The following is a 15364-nucleotide window of genomic DNA, read 5'->3' as shown; positions in this document are numbered from 1 at the left end:
AAATAGTATACCTGAAATGGCCTGCAATACAGGGTCTAAATAGCTTCACATCACAGATTAGCTATCTTCAATGACCATCTGTTGCCTAAAAGTGACGATAACGCGGGCTCCACCAAGTGGGCTATCAATGATTGAGATTTCGCCATCATATTGGTCAATAATATCAACGGCAATAGATAAGCCAAGACCTTGCCCAGGACGCAAAGTGTCCGCACGCTGTCCTCGAATAAAAATGACATTTCGTTTGTTTTCAGGTACGCCAGGGCCATCATCATCAACGGTGATGGTTAAACTGTCTTGTCCTACAGCGGCTGTTACCTCAACAAATTCAAGACAGTATTTACAGGCATTTTCCATCACATTACCCATCACTTCCATAAAGTCATTAGGTTGTCCTAACCATGTGATTTCAGGTGAGATATCGACGGTAATGGATACCCCTTTATGTAGATAGACCTTATGAAGTGCGCTCGCTAAGCTATCAATAATGGAAGGAACTGATGAAATTTCACGTAATATAAGGTTTTCATCACCTTGCATTGATGCACGGTGTAAATAATAACCGACTTGTTGTGAAATACGGCCAATTTGCTCCAACATGATAGGTTCAGCTTGCTCGATATTCATTTGTTTACCTGAGCGCAATAATCTAAGTGTGGATTGTATAACGGCCAAGGGTGTTTTTAAGCTATGCGTTAAATCAGAAAGTGTTGTGCGATATTTACTATAACGCTTGCGCTCATTGGTGAGCAAAATATTGAGATTGCGGACAAGCCCTCTTAACTCTGCGGGTGGATTTTCATCTAAGGTTTCTCGTTCACCTTTTTCGAGGCCGCTAATCTGCGACACCAATGATTTTATAGGGCGCAAGCTCCAGTAGGCAGCAAGCCATAATAGTGGTATCACTAAAATTAAATTGGCGAGTAACACATAGCCAAACCATTCCCAAACTAAACCTGTTTTTTGTAAATCTTGAGGAAGTGTATCGACTACAACAATAGTGAGAGGTGGAAGATGCTCGCTTTCACTGTATTGGTTGACAGAAACAGAGTGAGTAAGTGGCTCATCGTCATTATTCATGTCGTTAAGCTTGGTATTATATTCAGGATTGTTATAGAGCAGTTGACGCGTTTCTTTAATATCGGTGTCAATTTCGTATAATCCCTCTTTTCTTAGCCAATCTTGATGAATGAGTTGCTCAACATTGGGAACATCGCGTTGACGCCAAAGAACTTGACCATGGTCATCATAGATAATGACCAAAGTAGGATTATTTAACGTAAAATTAGGGGGAACACGGATATCAATTTTATTATTTTGCCACTGTGCAAGGCTATAAATTAGATTGCTTTGGCTGCGCAGTAGGGTGTAGGTCGTCTTATCAAAGCTAATCAGATAACCCAGTATGGCAACAATACCATAGGACAATGTTAGTGCGAGAATAACCGCAGAGGTCGCGCATAAAAAGCGCGCCCGTAATGATAGTGGCTTAATTTTAAATTTTCTTAATGACATATTAACCATTCACGTCGAAGCGATAACCTTGGCCACGAACGGTAACAATTACATCATTACTATGAAATTGTTGTATTTTTTTGCGTAGCCGACCCATTAAAACATCAATGGTATGACTTTCTCTTAATTCTGCATCTGGATAGAGCTGGCGCATTAATGAGTCTTTGCTCACCACTTTACCATTATTACGCAGTAGTGTTTCGATGATGGTATATTCAAAGGCTGTTAGTTTGACGGGCTCACCTGCAACCGTAAATTCTTTACGTGATAAATCGATAACAAAATGGTCTAGCTCAAGTATTTGCGAGGCAAGTCCACTATTCCTGCGCATCAACGCTTGCATACGAGCAACGAGTTCTTCTAATTGGAAAGGTTTAGTTACATAGTCATCAGCCCCGCTATTTAATGCTTGCACCTTTTCTTGCCAGCTTTCTCGGGCTGTCAGGACGAGAATGGGAATGGTCACATGCATACTACGCCAGCGTTTGATCATGGATAGACCATCTTCATCTGGCAAGCCAAGATCAACTACCGCAATATCAGGGCAGCTTTCATTTAAAAAGTAGTTTGCTTCTTTTGCATCTTCCGCTGAATCAACTTGGTGTCCAAGGTCTTTGAGTTGAACGGTTAAGTGATGGCGAAGTAAAGCATTATCTTCGACGATGAGAATACGCATCTGAAAGCCTCATATTAAAAAAAGAGAGTTAACCTGTCGGTTATATTATCACTATGTTAAAAAGAGAAATCACTGACGACAAGTCATTAAGTAAATATAAGTCAAACAAACCAAAAATATACTCCAAATGATCAATTTATTGCGATTTAGTCAATTATCAAAGTGTTATTTGATCTTATCTGAGGTAGGGGTTTTATTTGTATGGGATAAGTAAAATTAATGGGAGTTAAGCGTTGAAATATCAAGGATGACACTGAGAAGGATATAAAGGCGAACAATTCAGAGTGAAATGTTCGCCTTTATTAAATTTAACGAGTTATTTTAAATCGTTAACAAAAGTGACAGCGTAACCAATATAATTAGCTGGTGTCATTTCTTTCAAACGTGCTTTTTCGCTTTCAGGTAGTGCTAAGCTATCAATGAATTGTTTCATCCCTTCTGCGGTAACACGTTTTCCACGCGTTAACTCTTTAAGTTTTTCGTATGGTTTTTCAATGCCATAGCGACGCATTACGGTTTGAATTGGTTCAGCTAATACTTCCCAGTTTTGGTCTAACTCATCAAGCAGATGTTGTTCATTAACTTCCAGTTTATTCAATCCTTTCATTGTGGATTGATAAGCAATAAGTGAGTAGCCGAGGCCAACACCTAAGTTACGCAGTACTGTTGAGTCTGTTAGGTCACGTTGCCAACGAGAAACAGGTAATTTGCTTGATAAATGGCCAAGTACCGCATTTGCTAAACCTAAATTGCCTTCTGAATTTTCAAAATCAATAGGGTTCACTTTGTGTGGCATGGTGGATGAGCCAATTTCACCCGCAATGGTTCTTTGTTTGAAGTGATTTAGTGCGACGTAGCCCCAGATATCACGGTCAAAATCTAGCACAATAGTGTTAAATCGTGAGACACAATCAAATAGCTCAGCGATGTAATCATGCGGTTCTATTTGAGTGGTGTATGGGTTCCACTGAATACCGAGTGAAGTCACGAAGGTTTCACTAAATTCGTGCCAATTAACTTCAGGATAAGCCACGATGTGAGCATTATAGTTACCTACTGCACCATTGATTTTACCGAGGATTTCAACTTGTGTGAGTTGACGATACTGGCGCTCTAAGCGGTATGCAACGTTTGCAAATTCTTTACCAATAGTCGATGGTGTTGCTGGCTGACCATGAGTACGTGATAACAACGGTAAGTCACGATATTCGTGAGCCATTGCTTTAACTTTATCAATAATTTGACGCCATTGTGGCAATAAAACATCTTTACGTGCAGTTTGAAGCATCAGCGCGTGAGACAAATTATTGATATCTTCAGAAGTACAAGCAAAGTGAATAAATTCTGAAACAGCATGTAGAGCAGGAATGTTAGCGACTTTTTCTTTTAGGAAATATTCAACTGCTTTAACATCATGGTTAGTGGTGCGCTCAATTTCTTTGATACGCATTGCATCTTTTTCGCAGAAGTTTGCAACAATTTCATCTAGGTAAGCGTTTGCGTCAGCATCAAATGAAGGAACTTCATTGATTTGAGCGGTTGCCGCCAGTTTTTGCAGCCAGCGAACTTCAACTTGAACGCGAAATTTCAGTAAGCCAAACTCACTAAAAATAGTGCGTAAAGCGCTGACTTTATCACCATAACGGCCATCAATCGGCGATACAGCGGTCAGTGAGGATAATTCCATTGGTAGCAACTCCAGATTAAAGGTGAGACAAAATATCTTTCGCCTGATTAGACAGACGGCTTCGGGAAAACATTAATTGAATACGGCTGCCGCCGACTTGCTGCCAAAGCACCGCACAACGGATACCTGCCAGTAAAGTGGCTCTAACTTTTGCTTGAACCAACGTATTTTTGAGAATGTCTGGAGAACCTGTAACTTGAATACGTGGTCCTTGAGGGCTGACAACATCCACATAAATACCCGCAAGAGCATTAAAAACACCTTCAGACATAGGTTCAAAATAGCTTGCTTGACGTTCAAATTGTTCTATACGTTGACCTAGTTGGTTCATGGCGTCTTGATTTTTATTAAGGCGGCGCTCAAGAACCATCATACTAAGCATATAGCGTGTCATTTCAGCGGATAAACCACTGTTGCCGCCTGTTAGCATGCCAAGCATTGTACTAAGGCCTGTTTTTAAATTTGCAGGATCGTTACCGAAAACATCTAATGTAGATGATGGATTCATATTCGTCAGGCTTTTGATCATAGTTTCAAGGTCTTGCTCATTAGAAACACCTTCATGAGCCAGTTTTTGAACTATATGACTTGCTTGGCAGATACCTGCCAAAGCAAGCGTGATATCGTAATAATTTTTAGCCACAGTTACTCCTGAATACGGGCTTCAATAATACCGCCACCGAGGCAAACTTCATCTAGATAAAATACTGCAGATTGCCCTGGCGTTACAGCAGCAACTGGGTAGTCGAATGCGACTTCAATTCTATCTTCACTCAGAGGTGTAATAGTACAAGGAATATCAGATTGACGATAACGAGTTTTCACCACACAGCGTAGCGGTTGCGTCATGGTTTCTCTATCAACCCAATGCAGTTGTTGAGCAATTAAGCCAACAGACATCAGGCGAGGGTGTTCATGCCCTTGAGCAACGATAAGATAATTATTTTCAACATCTTTATCAACAACATACCAAGGATCTTCAGAGCCTTCTTTGGTGCCGCCAATACCAAGACCTTTACGCTGCCCTAAGGTGTGGTACATCAAACCTTCATGCTGACCAATAGTTTCACCGTCGACGGTAATAATTGGGCCAGGTTGTGCAGGTAAATAGCGGCCTAAGAAGTCACGAAATTTGCGTTCACCGATAAAACAAATACCCGTTGAATCTTTTTTCTTCGCGGTGATTAAGCCAATCTCTTCGGCGATACGGCGGACTTCAGGTTTTTCAAGTTCACCGACAGGAAAGAGGCTTTTAGCGACTTGCTCATGACTTAAGGTATATAGAAAATAACTTTGATCTTTATTGGTATCTAAGCCGCGTAGTAGCTGACTTTTACCATCAATATCACGACGGCGCACATAGTGACCTGTCGCAATAAAATCTGCACCGAGATCTTCGGCTGCAAACTCAAGGAAGGCTTTGAATTTAATTTCTTTGTTGCACAGAATATCTGGATTTGGTGTACGACCCGCTTTATATTCAGATAAAAAATGTTCGAAAACATTGTCCCAATATTCAGCGGCGAAGTTAATTGTATGGAGTTCGATGCCTAATTTGTCACAAACAGACTGCGCATCAGCAAGATCAGTTGCCGCTGAGCAATATTCTTTATCGTCATCTTCTTCCCAGTTTTTCATAAACAGACCAACAACCTGATATCCTTGCTGCTGGAGCAAGTAGGCTGAAACGGAGGAGTCAACACCACCGGACATACCGACGATGACTTTCTTTTGGCTGTTATCTGACATGGTACTGTTATCTGACATTATAAATAGTCTCAATGCGGAAAAATCAAGCCCCATACTTTAGCATGTTGTACCCTTGTTGCACCAGAGTTAGCGGCAATATTCTTGGCGCAAGAAAAACAGAGTAAAGACTGACGCGGCTCTATTAATCGTTTTTTATTAGATCAAAATAAGCCAAATCGAGTTGATTACCCAAAGTGATCACCATAAGCAGACAGAATATCAAGGGGATAGGTGGTATTTTCTTGAAAGCAAAGGATACTTTGCGCAACTAATGGAGATCGTAAACAATTACTTTCAATAATTTGTTGTGCGCTGACCCAGTGGCAACAGCTAATGTCGCTATCTTGTGGATGTGTTTCACAGGTATTTGGTAGTTCGAGTTCAAATAAAAAACGAATAAAAGGGGTGCTATCAGGCGCTATCCATTGATGAATTTTAATTAATTTTTGCGGTGTAGCGCTGATACCTGTTTCTTCTAAAAGTTCGCGCTCGGCTGCCTGCAATAATGTTTCATTTGCTTCTAAATGCCCGGCAGGTTGGTTCCACGTAGGTTTACCATTAACCCACTCTTCAACTACTAAAAATTTGTTTTGGGCATGTACGATAGTCGCTACCGTAATATTGGGTCTAAATTTTGGACTAGACAATTTTTACCTCCATCCATTCACCGATGGCTAAGTTTTCTAATTTGAATTCACCAATTTGATAGCGAATCAATCTTAGGGTAGGAAAGCCAATATTGGCAGTCATTCGGCGAACTTGTCGATTTCTGCCTTCATATAATGTGATTCTAAGCCAGCTTGTCGGGATATTTTTACGTTCTCTAATTGGGGGATTCCTTGGTTTAACCCAATCAGGTTGTTCAACAAGCTCGATATTTGCGGGTAACGTCAAACCATCATTTAATGTTAATCCCTGACGAAATTTAGCAAGAGCCGCCGTATCGGGTATCCCTTCTACTTGAGCATAGTATATTTTGCCCGTTTTTTTCTGAGGTTGAGTTAAGCGAGCTTGTAATTTACCGTCATTGGTTAAAATTAATAATCCTTCACTGTCCCTATCGAGGCGGCCTGCTGCATAAACATCGCTTATTGGAATATAATTCTTTAAAGTATCTCGACCTTGCTCATCGGTAAATTGTGGTAGCACATCATAAGGTTTATTAAATAGGATGACTTTACGCACAATAGGTGGTTTAGAGGGGGAGTGAGTTGCTCGTCGAGTGCGATCCGCATGAGATTTTGGTGTCAGTTTGTTATTGGTTGTTCGTTTAATGTTTGGCTTTGTCATAATCAGTTAATTATCCACATAAAATAGTGAGTAACTTTTTGTTTTTCTTTGTCTATTAAAAAATTACTCAATTGATCTTAGTTTATGTGATTTACTTGTCAAAGCATAGTAATGTGTAGAGATAATAATATTGTTATTATGCTTAGTTAAATTCAAAAACAAGTAGGTATATAAGTAGGTATAAGTGATGAATGGAATTAATAAAAATCATCTAGTTGGCTGATAAATTGATAGAATGATTGAAAACCATGTTGAATTAGGTCGACACAAAATAGATGTTCATCTTCAGAAAAATCAATGGTATCAATTAAATTTTGTTCACTCCCAATCGCATGACCAGATTCATGACTTAAATGTAACTCACCGCAAAACTCTAATGCAGAGGCGAAGATTTAGTTAAACTATTTAAAAATGAAAACATTACGTTATCTGTTACTTCCATTACCTCAATAGCAACAAGCCTAAATTTAGCAGGTTGGTTTGAGATCATTGAATCAAGTTATTATAGGTAAGTTGGCAGCTAGGGGATAATTTTTCTGACCAAAATTATTCAAGTGTATCACTCAGTGGCAATGTAAATTTATTTAAATTACCAAAACTCATAATAAAAAATAACATGTTGGGTAAGAATGAAAGCTTTTCGTTAATCAGTCAATTTGATGAAATTTTTTTAGAAAAGAAAAGGTGTTGAGCAAATTTAAATTTATGTTGTTTAATTAAATGAGAGATTTTATTCATGGGTAGCCTATTTTAAAATAATTTATTGAATTTGATTGTTTGTATTTAGTCGCTTTATAAATGTTAATTCAAATTGATATTTGATTGAAAATAATTAAGTTCATTAAAACCATTTAATACAATAAAATCGAATTTTTATATTAATAATAAATGTATAAATAATTATGTGCTTATTAATTATGTGAGCAATACGTATTTTTAAGGCAAACTATTTTGTTAGTATGAAAATTATACGAATATGGTTTTTTGATCTTATTATTTGTTTAATTTATTGTAGTAATTGTCTGTTTTTTAACCTAAAAATTAGATTGAAAATTATAATTTTAGAATTAATTGTTTGATTTAAAAGTAATTGCATGGATATTAACTTTATATTTTAATAACTAATAGATACGTTAAATGCGATCTGTATTGAAGCTTAGGTGAGTAATCATTGGCGTTCGATGCAGATTGAAGTAATATTGACAGGTCTCTTACAAAAAATTAACAAGCTAAATACGCAATTGAAAGGAGAGGTTAATGGAAAGCAAAGTAGTAGTTCCGGCAGAAGGCGCTAAAATCACCATTGATGCAAAAGGCAAACTAAACGTTCCGAACAACCCGATTATTCCTTACATTGAAGGTGATGGTATTGGTGTTGATGTGACACCTGCCATGCTAAAAGTGGTTGATGCGGCAGTGAAGAAAGCATACAACGGTGAACGCAAAATTTCTTGGATGGAAATCTACACCGGTGAAAAATCTACTCAGTTATATGGTAAAGATGTTTGGTTACCGCAAGAAACCCTCGATTTAATCCGTGATTACCGTGTATCAATCAAAGGCCCTTTGACAACTCCAGTTGGTGGTGGTATTCGTTCTTTGAATGTTGCGCTACGTCAGCAACTTGATCTGTATATTTGTTTACGCCCAGTTCGTTATTATGCGGGCACACCAAGCCCAGTAAAACAACCTGAGCTGACTGACATGGTTATCTTCCGTGAAAACTCTGAAGATATTTATGCAGGTATTGAGTGGAAAGCAGGTTCTGCTGAAGCTGATAAAGTCATTAAATTCCTTCAAAATGAAATGGGTGTAACAAAAATCCGTTTCCCACAAGATTGTGGTATTGGTATTAAGCCTTGTTCTGAAGAAGGAACAAAACGTTTAGTTCGCGCTGCAATTGAATATGCAATTGATAACGACCGTGATTCAGTGACATTAGTTCATAAAGGTAACATTATGAAATTCACTGAAGGTGCATTTAAAGATTGGGGTTATCAATTAGCACAAGAAGAGTTTGGTGGCGAATTAATTGATGGCGGCCCATGGCTTAAAATTAAAAACCCTAAAACTGGCAAAGATATCATTGTTAAAGATGTGATTGCTGATGCATTCTTACAGCAAATTTTGCTGCGTCCAGCTGAATATGATGTTATCGCTTGTATGAACTTAAACGGTGACTATATTTCTGACGCATTAGCAGCACAAGTCGGCGGTATTGGTATCGCACCGGGTGCTAACATCGGTTCTGAATGTGCATTGTTTGAAGCAACCCACGGTACTGCACCAAAATATGCGGGTCAGGATAAAGTCAATCCTGGTTCAATTATTCTATCTGCAGAAATGATGTTACGCCACATGGGTTGGGTTGAAGCGGCTGACTTAATCGTTAAAGGTATGGAAGGCGCAATCGCGGCTAAGACTGTAACTTACGATTTCGAGCGTCAACTAGAAGGCGCTAAACTACTGAAATGTAGCGAATTTGGCGACGCAATGATTAAACACATGTAATTAGTTGCATTGTGATATTAATAACGGGAGCCTAAAAACTCCCGTTATATTTTGTTTAGAAAAATTCTTCTGCAAAACTCCTGCAAAACTCTTCTGCAAAACGGGCTACAAAATAAACACTATTTTATAGCTAAAACCTGCCAGTTTTTCCCTCGGTCATCATGATATTTGTCGGTCATTGCTTGACTCTTATGACCCAGCAAAGTTTTGGTATCGATGCCTTGATCTCTATATAACCTTTCCGATAAAGAACGTTGCTCATGAAAACTTGGCGGGGTTCCATCTTCCCACTTCAAATCAGTCTGATCCCTAATTCGCTGAAATAACGTTGTGATTGCATTGCTTGAAACTTGTCCGCCACGCTTTGCTTGCGATGTGGTGTGGTGATAATGAAGTATATAAGGGCTAACTATTAGATCCCTGCATCGAGCAATAACATCTCTTAATGAATACCCCAATTTGTCACAATGCAATGAAAGAGGGATCGCAATTTTAGAGCCTGTTTTTTCTTGAATAACATGTAAATGGTCATCCCAAATATCATCAAATCGCATTTTCGCGATATCCCCCAAACGCTGGCCAGTAATGACGGCTAGTAGCATTGCATTCTGCAAATAACGTTGTGTTTTTTTAGCTTCATTAAAGATCACAAGCCATTCGTCAAAATCTAATCGTTGACGTTTAATTCTGTTCATCGGTAATTTTGTTGCTTGCGCAGGGTTATAGCCGGGAGGAACTTCGCCGGCATGTTGAGCCTCTTTAAATACATCAACTAAAACCATTCTAACTACCTGAGCCATTCTTGTTTGCCCGCGCTCTTTATATTCATCAACGATAGAAGCAATATCTCTAACATCTATTTCTGAAATAACTTGGTTGCCACACGCTTGGCGAAAAGCTTCTACGGGGGCTATTTTTTGCTTATATGTATTAAGCTTTATTTCGCCATATTCCATGCGTTCTTTTTGTATTTTTAAAAACTGCTCTAGCCATGTATGGACCGTAATTCCTTTTTTTAACTTTCGACTTATTTCGTCTTTGGCTTTTATAAGTTGGTTCATTTTTGCTTCAGCTAGTCGGGAGTTTGCCTCAATAGCAATTGCTTTTGCTGCGCTTTCGTCTGTACCTAATCCATGGAACTTGCCAGTAACCCGACCACGCACAAATTGTTTTAGAACATTTCAATAAATCCACTAATTCCAGTTATCGCGATGGAAAAACCACTATGGGTCATATCAGAGCCCGTTTAGCTGAAAACTATACCGCTGATAACTTAATTCTAGTGACGGACTACACCACAGCCAAGTGGCTGAATGACGCGAAAATGAGTGATTACCTACGCCCTAAAACACTGTTTAGCCCTGAAAACTGCATGGAATACTTTGAAAAGGCTCAAAAATGGCATGAAGCCGGTCGCCCCGCATGTGTTAACGGTAAGTGGTTAAAGCCTGGTGAAGTGGCTGTAGATATCAATACCGTAGAGCGTGATACCACTTTTACCAAAATTTTCTCAACTGGTTGGCGTCCTGAGAATCGAATTCAAGCAATTGCTAAAGAAATGGCTAGCAAAAGTGGGTTAGGCCGTCTCAATGAACACGCAGGGCGTGGGGCTTGGAGAGCTATCTGGCAACAAGCCGCAGAACTAGCAGCGAAAGAGGTGACAGCGTGATGCGTAGTGAATCTAAAGAAATTTACGGCGTGAATGTATTTGGCTTAATTGCCATGTTTAAACAGCTTCGTAAATTGTGGGCTATTCGCAAGCTTCGCAGAAGATGGAATGATTCTCGCCGTGATTTAGTCACTTGCAGAAAATTTCGTCACTTAAATCATCATGCTGACCATTTTCAAGTTAAGCAGCGTTATGAGCATATTCGCTTGTATGTGGAAACCCACCAGCAGCGAGGTGCTATCTAATGGCCGTTTATTCAAGTAATACCGCACCAGAAGATAAAGACTGTTGGCAAACGCCTCAATGGCTATTTGAAGCCTTAACGCTTGAATTTGGTTTCTGGTTAGATGCTGCAGCAAATGAGCAAAATGCACTGTGCCCATATTTTTTAACCATAGAGCAGAATGCATTACAAAGCGATTGGGTAAGTCTTGGTGCTATTTGGTGTAACCCTCCCTACAGCAAGATTAAGCCATGGATCGCTAAAGCAGCGGAACAATGCATAAAGCAAAACCAGCCAATAGTGATGTTATTACCTGCGGATAAGTCAACATCCTGGTACTCATTGGCATTAAAAAGTGTTGATGAAATTCGCACTATCATTGATGGCCGTATTAATTTCGTAGATCCCAATACAGGAAAAGAGAAGAAGGGTAACAGCAAAGGTTCGATACTTCTTATCTGGCGTCCATTTGTCGAACCAAAGGCCACCCCGAACCATGTTTCAAAAAATCGCCTGATGGAAATCGGTAAAGCGATTTTAGGGGAGGTTGCATGAAACCTTTACATATCCGAATTGTTGAAGACTTTAAAACAGGACACGAGATCACAACAAAGCTAATTAAAAATATGTATGCATCTACAGATAATCACGCTAGCAACACGATTAATTTTTTATATCGTTGCGGAGCAGTAAGAAAATCAGGAAAAAAAGATGGTAAGCACATTGTTTATATCATTGCGCGTGATGGATATGAGAAAACAATTCAAAAAGACAAAGAGATTAGTAAGTTCAGAAAGAAAACGAATAAATATTTACGTTGTGATGTTAAAGAGCTTACTAAAACACATAACCCATTGATATTGAAATTTGATTCACTGTTAGCAGGAGTGAGGCTATGAGTAACGTTATTCCTCCTATGACTAATTCATTAGGTAACTATTGGAAGCAGCCAAACCCTGCAAATATTACCATTGATGATACGCACGCCATGATGACCCGTTCAGATTATGAGTTACTAGCTGACTACTCTGACTCGGTGCCATCTGGAGTTTATGTTGGAAAAATGTGGAAAGCAGTAGCTCCAAGCGGTAAGGCCTTTCTTCGTTGGTTCGGTGTGGTCGAAGGGCGTGTTGATATGTGTAGCAAAAATCAGCGTGAAATTCTGATAGTGGAGGGCTTTAGGAATGACTGACAACATTATTAAAGTTAATTTCACAGACGATACCAAACCTGTATTAGATACCCAGATAGAGGATAAAAGAGATTTTAGGCAGGTTCAATGTAAGCACTATGCCGTTATTGTCAGTGAGCAACATAGGACAGTTAAGTGTAAAAACTGCGGGTGTATTGTTGATGCTTTTGACGTTTTTTTACTGAGAGCTAATGATGCCGAACATCTTTTTAGGCAAGTTTCAACCCTAACCGAACAACGTGATGCTCTGCGTAAGTCAGTTGATGGCTTACTCAGAGAGGAAAAGAACACGAAGGCCAGATTACGTAGTGTCAGAACAGATTTAGCATTCATTGAAAATAAAAAACTTCAGCTTGAGGGGAAGGTTGGATGAAAAGCAAAATAGCAGAAATTTACCCTTGCCCCCATTGTGGAAGTGAAAACATAACCATTGAGAGCCACAGTTATAGAACATGGTTTTACATTCAGTGCCACAGTTGTGGTGAAAAGGGGCCAGAAGTAAATGATAAGCCTACTGCCGTATTGGCATGGAATAAGGGGGTGATTGGTGAGTAATTCAATATCTTTAATTTTACCTTTCCCTCCTAGCGTCAATGCGTGCTGGCGGACTGTTCGCGGTACGATGATTATCAGTGAAAAGGGGCGCAAGTTCCGTGCTAATGCGATAGCTGCTGTTTATGAGCAATTACGAAGAAGACCTATAGCAATTACTGAAAACGTATCAGTAGTTATAAAAATGTACCCACCAACAAATCACAGAAGGGATATCGACAACTATTTAAAAGCGCCATTTGACGCACTCACGTATGCAAATATTTGGAAAGATGATGCTCAAGTTAAGCGTGCAGATATCGAATGGTGTGAAGTCGTAAAGGGCGGTCGATTTGAAATAACGATCAGCTTACTTAAAAACGCAAATGCGGTTGCGTAAAATGTGGAGTAATAACATGAGCCAATTAACAGTAAAAACACTAACAATGTCGAGTGCTGAAATATCAGATTTAGTTGAATCTCGGCATGACAAAGTGAAGCAATCGATAGAAAGGCTTGCAGCACGAGGCGTAATTCAACTTCCCCCATTGGGGGAAGTCAGAAATCATCAAAATCAGACAGTACAGGTTTACCATTTAAATAAGCGTGATAGTTATGTTGTCGTTGCTCAGTTATCACCAACATTCACGGCAAGGCTGGTGGACAGATGGCAAGAGTTAGAAAACCAACAATTGGTACCGACAACATTTTCAGAAGCCCTGCGCTTAGCGGCAGATCTGGAAGAGCAAAAGCAACAACTAGAAAATAAGTTAGTTGAAGCCGCACCTAAAATTGAATTCGTTGATCGCTATGTGAAAGCGACTGGCGCCATGACATTTAGGCAGGTATGTAAATTACTTGATATCAAAGAACCAGAATTTAGAGGCTTTTTGCTCGATAAGAAAATCATGTATCGGCTTAACAATGTAATGACACCCTACCAGCAGCATCTAGAGGCCGGACGCTTTGAAGTGAAAACAGGTGTAACTCAAGGTACTGACTATGCATTCACCCAAGCTAAATTTACAGCAAAGGGTGTTAATTGGGTTGCAGGTCAGTGGATGGAGCACAAAGCATATGCATAAAGCCTCGATACTCACCGCAAATATGGTACCAGAATTAGGGCTAGTAATATTTAGACCAGGAGTGAGCGAACTTCATAAGTTTAATGGCCGTATGTTGATTATTCCGGTACCAGAGCATTTAACCGATAAATCAGTAGGGCCTATCTCTCTTTCACCTTCTTTCTTCAGCAACGAGTTGAGTGATATTGAAGTATTGAAACCGGTACTAAATTTAACTATTGATCCCGAGCCACCAGCAAGCCTAATGCTAAAGCCAAAACTTAAGCGCTGGGAAAGCACGAAATACCTACAGTGGGTTAAGTCTCAGCCGTGTTGTATATGCGGATCTATTGCTGATGATGCGCATCATATTATTGGTCACGGACAGGGCGGTATGGCGACTAAATCCCATGATTTGTTCTCTATTCCTCTATGTAGAATTCACCACAGAAACCTACATGATGACCAAAAGGGATGGGAAAGCGAGCATGGAAGCCAAATAATTTTATTATTTAAATTTCTAGACCGTTCAGCGGCGCTAGGTGTTTTCGGTTAATGCGACAGCAGGAGATAATGGAATGAATTACCAATATTTAGAATATCTTCGAGCAAATGTAACCTTAGCATTAGCCAATATTCACGGAGGAACTAAAGGGCAATTAGATGCGTTTCAAGGTGCAGCATTAGTAAGAACAAGTCGATTCAAAAGAAATAAAATGCGTGATAGTACTGGATCAATGCGCGAGTCCGATCCTGTTAAATGTAGCGAAACACGAGTAAGTAAATCACCGATGCCACCAATAGAGGAAATAACATTCTGTCTTAGTTCGTGGCGTCGCGCTGTTAATAAGCTAGATGAAGCCCATAAGGCATGGTTGATGTACTGTTATGCTTATGACTTGAATTATAACCACCAAGTAGAAATATGTAATTACGTGTGGGAACAGTTTAAATCCTCACTATCAGGGAAACGGATCACTAAAAAGGTAACGGCCAGATTAATGCAATTGGTATGGTTAGCAGCACAAGATACCGCTTCAAGGTTTGGGGAAATACTAACACTTGATAAATATACCGATACAGCGTTAGCAAAATTAGTCGGTGTCAGTAAGTCAACATGGTCAGAGATATATCGGGATCATTGGACTATGTTGGTTTCTATTGTAGAACGAATAGATCGTGAGGTTTTGTTGTCGGTTTCAAATATTAGAAATGAGTCACATTCTTGCAATTTAACATCATAATACTTGCAAAACC

The 15364-nt window shown here is 39.4% G+C and carries 19 protein-coding genes and 1 pseudogene; 12 read left to right on the top strand and 8 right to left on the bottom strand.

All coding sequences use genetic code 11. The features are described 5' to 3' along the window. Nucleotides 1-57 precede the first annotated feature (57 nt). From phoQ to rluE, 7 genes are all read right to left on the bottom strand, one after another. Nucleotides 58-1515 (bottom strand): two-component system sensor histidine kinase PhoQ, encoded by a 1458-nt coding sequence (gene phoQ, locus AAZR93_RS04690; protein WP_294105606.1) that lies wholly within the window; start codon nt 1513-1515, stop codon nt 58-60. 1 nt (nt 1516) lies between these two features. Next, entirely contained in the window at nt 1517-2191 is a 675-nt protein-coding gene (gene phoP, locus AAZR93_RS04685; protein WP_434719110.1) for a two-component system response regulator PhoP, read from the bottom strand. Between the two features lie 316 nt (nt 2192-2507). Next, the gene (gene purB / locus AAZR93_RS04680) at nt 2508-3878 is read right to left on the bottom strand and encodes an adenylosuccinate lyase (protein ID WP_294105608.1); all 1371 of its coding nucleotides are present in this window, start codon (nt 3876-3878) and stop codon (nt 2508-2510) included. A gap of 16 nt (nt 3879-3894) precedes the next feature. Next, complete coding sequence (gene hflD / locus AAZR93_RS04675) at nt 3895-4521, bottom strand: high frequency lysogenization protein HflD (protein ID WP_294105610.1); 627 nt, start codon at nt 4519-4521, stop codon at nt 3895-3897. Between the two features lie 2 nt (nt 4522-4523). Beyond that, complete coding sequence (mnmA, locus tag AAZR93_RS04670) at nt 4524-5627, bottom strand: tRNA 2-thiouridine(34) synthase MnmA (RefSeq protein ID WP_434719635.1); 1104 nt, start codon at nt 5625-5627, stop codon at nt 4524-4526. A gap of 185 nt (nt 5628-5812) precedes the next feature. Beyond that, nucleotides 5813-6274: an NUDIX domain-containing protein gene (locus AAZR93_RS04665; RefSeq protein WP_434719109.1), complete on the bottom strand. Its 462-nt coding sequence runs from the start codon at nt 6272-6274 to the stop codon at nt 5813-5815. Beyond that, complete coding sequence (gene rluE, locus AAZR93_RS04660; RefSeq protein WP_294105612.1) at nt 6267-6917, bottom strand: 23S rRNA pseudouridine(2457) synthase RluE; 651 nt, start codon at nt 6915-6917, stop codon at nt 6267-6269. The genes AAZR93_RS04665 and rluE overlap by 8 nt, the downstream gene beginning before the upstream one ends. Nucleotides 6918-8174: 1257 nt before the next feature. Here rluE and icd point away from each other — a divergent pair. Next, nucleotides 8175-9428 carry an NADP-dependent isocitrate dehydrogenase gene (icd, locus tag AAZR93_RS04655; protein ID WP_294105615.1) on the top strand — a complete coding sequence of 418 codons (1254 nt, stop codon included), beginning with the start codon at nt 8175-8177 and terminating at the stop codon, nt 9426-9428. Between the two features lie 119 nt (nt 9429-9547). On the opposite strand, the gene AAZR93_RS04650 is transcribed toward icd, so the two are convergent. Continuing rightward, on the bottom strand, nt 9548-10591 hold the full coding sequence (locus AAZR93_RS04650; protein ID WP_434719108.1) for a tyrosine-type recombinase/integrase: 1044 nt from the start codon (nt 10589-10591) through the stop codon (nt 9548-9550). 2 nt (nt 10592-10593) lie between these two features. Between AAZR93_RS04650 and AAZR93_RS04645 the strand changes: the two genes are divergently transcribed. The 11 genes and pseudogenes from AAZR93_RS04645 to AAZR93_RS04595 all read left to right on the top strand — a co-directional run bounded on the left by AAZR93_RS04645 (nt 10594) and on the right by AAZR93_RS04595 (nt 15351). After that, nucleotides 10594-11097, top strand: coding sequence for a conserved phage C-terminal domain-containing protein (locus AAZR93_RS04645; RefSeq protein WP_434719634.1), 504 nt, complete (start codon nt 10594-10596; stop codon nt 11095-11097). After that, on the top strand, nt 11097-11342 hold the full coding sequence (locus tag AAZR93_RS04640) for a hypothetical protein (RefSeq protein WP_434719107.1): 246 nt from the start codon (nt 11097-11099) through the stop codon (nt 11340-11342). Before AAZR93_RS04645 ends, AAZR93_RS04640 begins: the two co-directional genes overlap by 1 nt. Further along, on the top strand, nt 11342-11875 hold the full coding sequence (locus AAZR93_RS04635) for a phage N-6-adenine-methyltransferase (protein ID WP_434719106.1): 534 nt from the start codon (nt 11342-11344) through the stop codon (nt 11873-11875). Before AAZR93_RS04640 ends, AAZR93_RS04635 begins: the two co-directional genes overlap by 1 nt. Further along, a complete protein-coding gene (locus AAZR93_RS04630) occupies nt 11872-12219 on the top strand; it encodes a hypothetical protein (protein ID WP_434719105.1) in 348 nt (115 codons plus the stop codon). The genes AAZR93_RS04635 and AAZR93_RS04630 overlap by 4 nt, the downstream gene beginning before the upstream one ends. Continuing rightward, the gene (locus AAZR93_RS04625) at nt 12216-12512 is read left to right on the top strand and encodes a hypothetical protein (protein WP_434719104.1); all 297 of its coding nucleotides are present in this window, start codon (nt 12216-12218) and stop codon (nt 12510-12512) included. Before AAZR93_RS04630 ends, AAZR93_RS04625 begins: the two co-directional genes overlap by 4 nt. Further along, nucleotides 12505-12885, top strand: a complete 381-nt coding sequence (locus AAZR93_RS04620) for a hypothetical protein (protein WP_434719103.1) — start codon at nt 12505-12507, stop codon at nt 12883-12885. Before AAZR93_RS04625 ends, AAZR93_RS04620 begins: the two co-directional genes overlap by 8 nt. Next, on the top strand, nt 12882-13067 hold the full coding sequence (locus tag AAZR93_RS04615) for a Lar family restriction alleviation protein (RefSeq protein ID WP_434719102.1): 186 nt from the start codon (nt 12882-12884) through the stop codon (nt 13065-13067). Before AAZR93_RS04620 ends, AAZR93_RS04615 begins: the two co-directional genes overlap by 4 nt. Beyond that, the gene (locus AAZR93_RS04610) at nt 13060-13443 is read left to right on the top strand and encodes a RusA family crossover junction endodeoxyribonuclease (protein ID WP_434719101.1); all 384 of its coding nucleotides are present in this window, start codon (nt 13060-13062) and stop codon (nt 13441-13443) included. Before AAZR93_RS04615 ends, AAZR93_RS04610 begins: the two co-directional genes overlap by 8 nt. 16 nt (nt 13444-13459) lie before the next feature. Further along, a complete protein-coding gene (locus tag AAZR93_RS04605) occupies nt 13460-14128 on the top strand; it encodes a phage antirepressor KilAC domain-containing protein (RefSeq protein WP_434719100.1) in 669 nt (222 codons plus the stop codon). 184 nt (nt 14129-14312) lie between these two features. Next, a pseudogene (locus AAZR93_RS04600) lies at nt 14313-14663 on the top strand (DUF968 domain-containing protein); the annotation flags it as partial. A 22-nt stretch (nt 14664-14685) separates the two neighbouring features. Continuing rightward, entirely contained in the window at nt 14686-15351 is a 666-nt protein-coding gene (locus tag AAZR93_RS04595; RefSeq protein ID WP_434719099.1) for a bacteriophage antitermination protein Q, read from the top strand. The last annotated feature ends 13 nt before the right edge of the window (nt 15352-15364 follow it).

The sequence above is a fragment of the Providencia sp. Je.9.19 genome, from assembly GCF_051129765.1.
Taxonomy (GTDB): domain Bacteria; phylum Pseudomonadota; class Gammaproteobacteria; order Enterobacterales; family Enterobacteriaceae; genus Providencia.
The sequence above is the reverse complement of the archived record's forward strand: the minus strand, read 5'-3'. Positions and strand labels throughout refer to the sequence as shown.

What these genes read in the sequence shown, in the direction of transcription:
- phoQ (WP_294105606.1), bottom strand. Translation starts at nt 1,515, where the DNA reads ATGTCATTAAGAAAATTTAAAATTAAGCCACTATCATTACGGGCGCGC.
- phoP (WP_434719110.1), bottom strand. Translation starts at nt 2,191, where the DNA reads ATGCGTATTCTCATCGTCGAAGATAATGCTTTACTTCGCCATCACTTA.
- purB (WP_294105608.1), bottom strand. Translation starts at nt 3,878, where the DNA reads ATGGAATTATCCTCACTGACCGCTGTATCGCCGATTGATGGCCGTTAT.
- mnmA (WP_434719635.1), bottom strand. Translation starts at nt 5,627, where the DNA reads ATGTCAGATAACAGCCAAAAGAAAGTCATCGTCGGTATGTCCGGTGGT.
- rluE (WP_294105612.1), bottom strand. Translation starts at nt 6,917, where the DNA reads ATGACAAAGCCAAACATTAAACGAACAACCAATAACAAACTGACACCA.
- icd (WP_294105615.1), top strand. Translation starts at nt 8,175, where the DNA reads ATGGAAAGCAAAGTAGTAGTTCCGGCAGAAGGCGCTAAAATCACCATT.
- AAZR93_RS04640 (WP_434719107.1), top strand. Translation starts at nt 11,097, where the DNA reads ATGCGTAGTGAATCTAAAGAAATTTACGGCGTGAATGTATTTGGCTTA.
- AAZR93_RS04635 (WP_434719106.1), top strand. Translation starts at nt 11,342, where the DNA reads ATGGCCGTTTATTCAAGTAATACCGCACCAGAAGATAAAGACTGTTGG.
- AAZR93_RS04630 (WP_434719105.1), top strand. Translation starts at nt 11,872, where the DNA reads ATGAAACCTTTACATATCCGAATTGTTGAAGACTTTAAAACAGGACAC.
- AAZR93_RS04625 (WP_434719104.1), top strand. Translation starts at nt 12,216, where the DNA reads ATGAGTAACGTTATTCCTCCTATGACTAATTCATTAGGTAACTATTGG.
- AAZR93_RS04620 (WP_434719103.1), top strand. Translation starts at nt 12,505, where the DNA reads ATGACTGACAACATTATTAAAGTTAATTTCACAGACGATACCAAACCT.
- AAZR93_RS04615 (WP_434719102.1), top strand. Translation starts at nt 12,882, where the DNA reads ATGAAAAGCAAAATAGCAGAAATTTACCCTTGCCCCCATTGTGGAAGT.
- AAZR93_RS04605 (WP_434719100.1), top strand. Translation starts at nt 13,460, where the DNA reads ATGAGCCAATTAACAGTAAAAACACTAACAATGTCGAGTGCTGAAATA.
- AAZR93_RS04595 (WP_434719099.1), top strand. Translation starts at nt 14,686, where the DNA reads ATGAATTACCAATATTTAGAATATCTTCGAGCAAATGTAACCTTAGCA.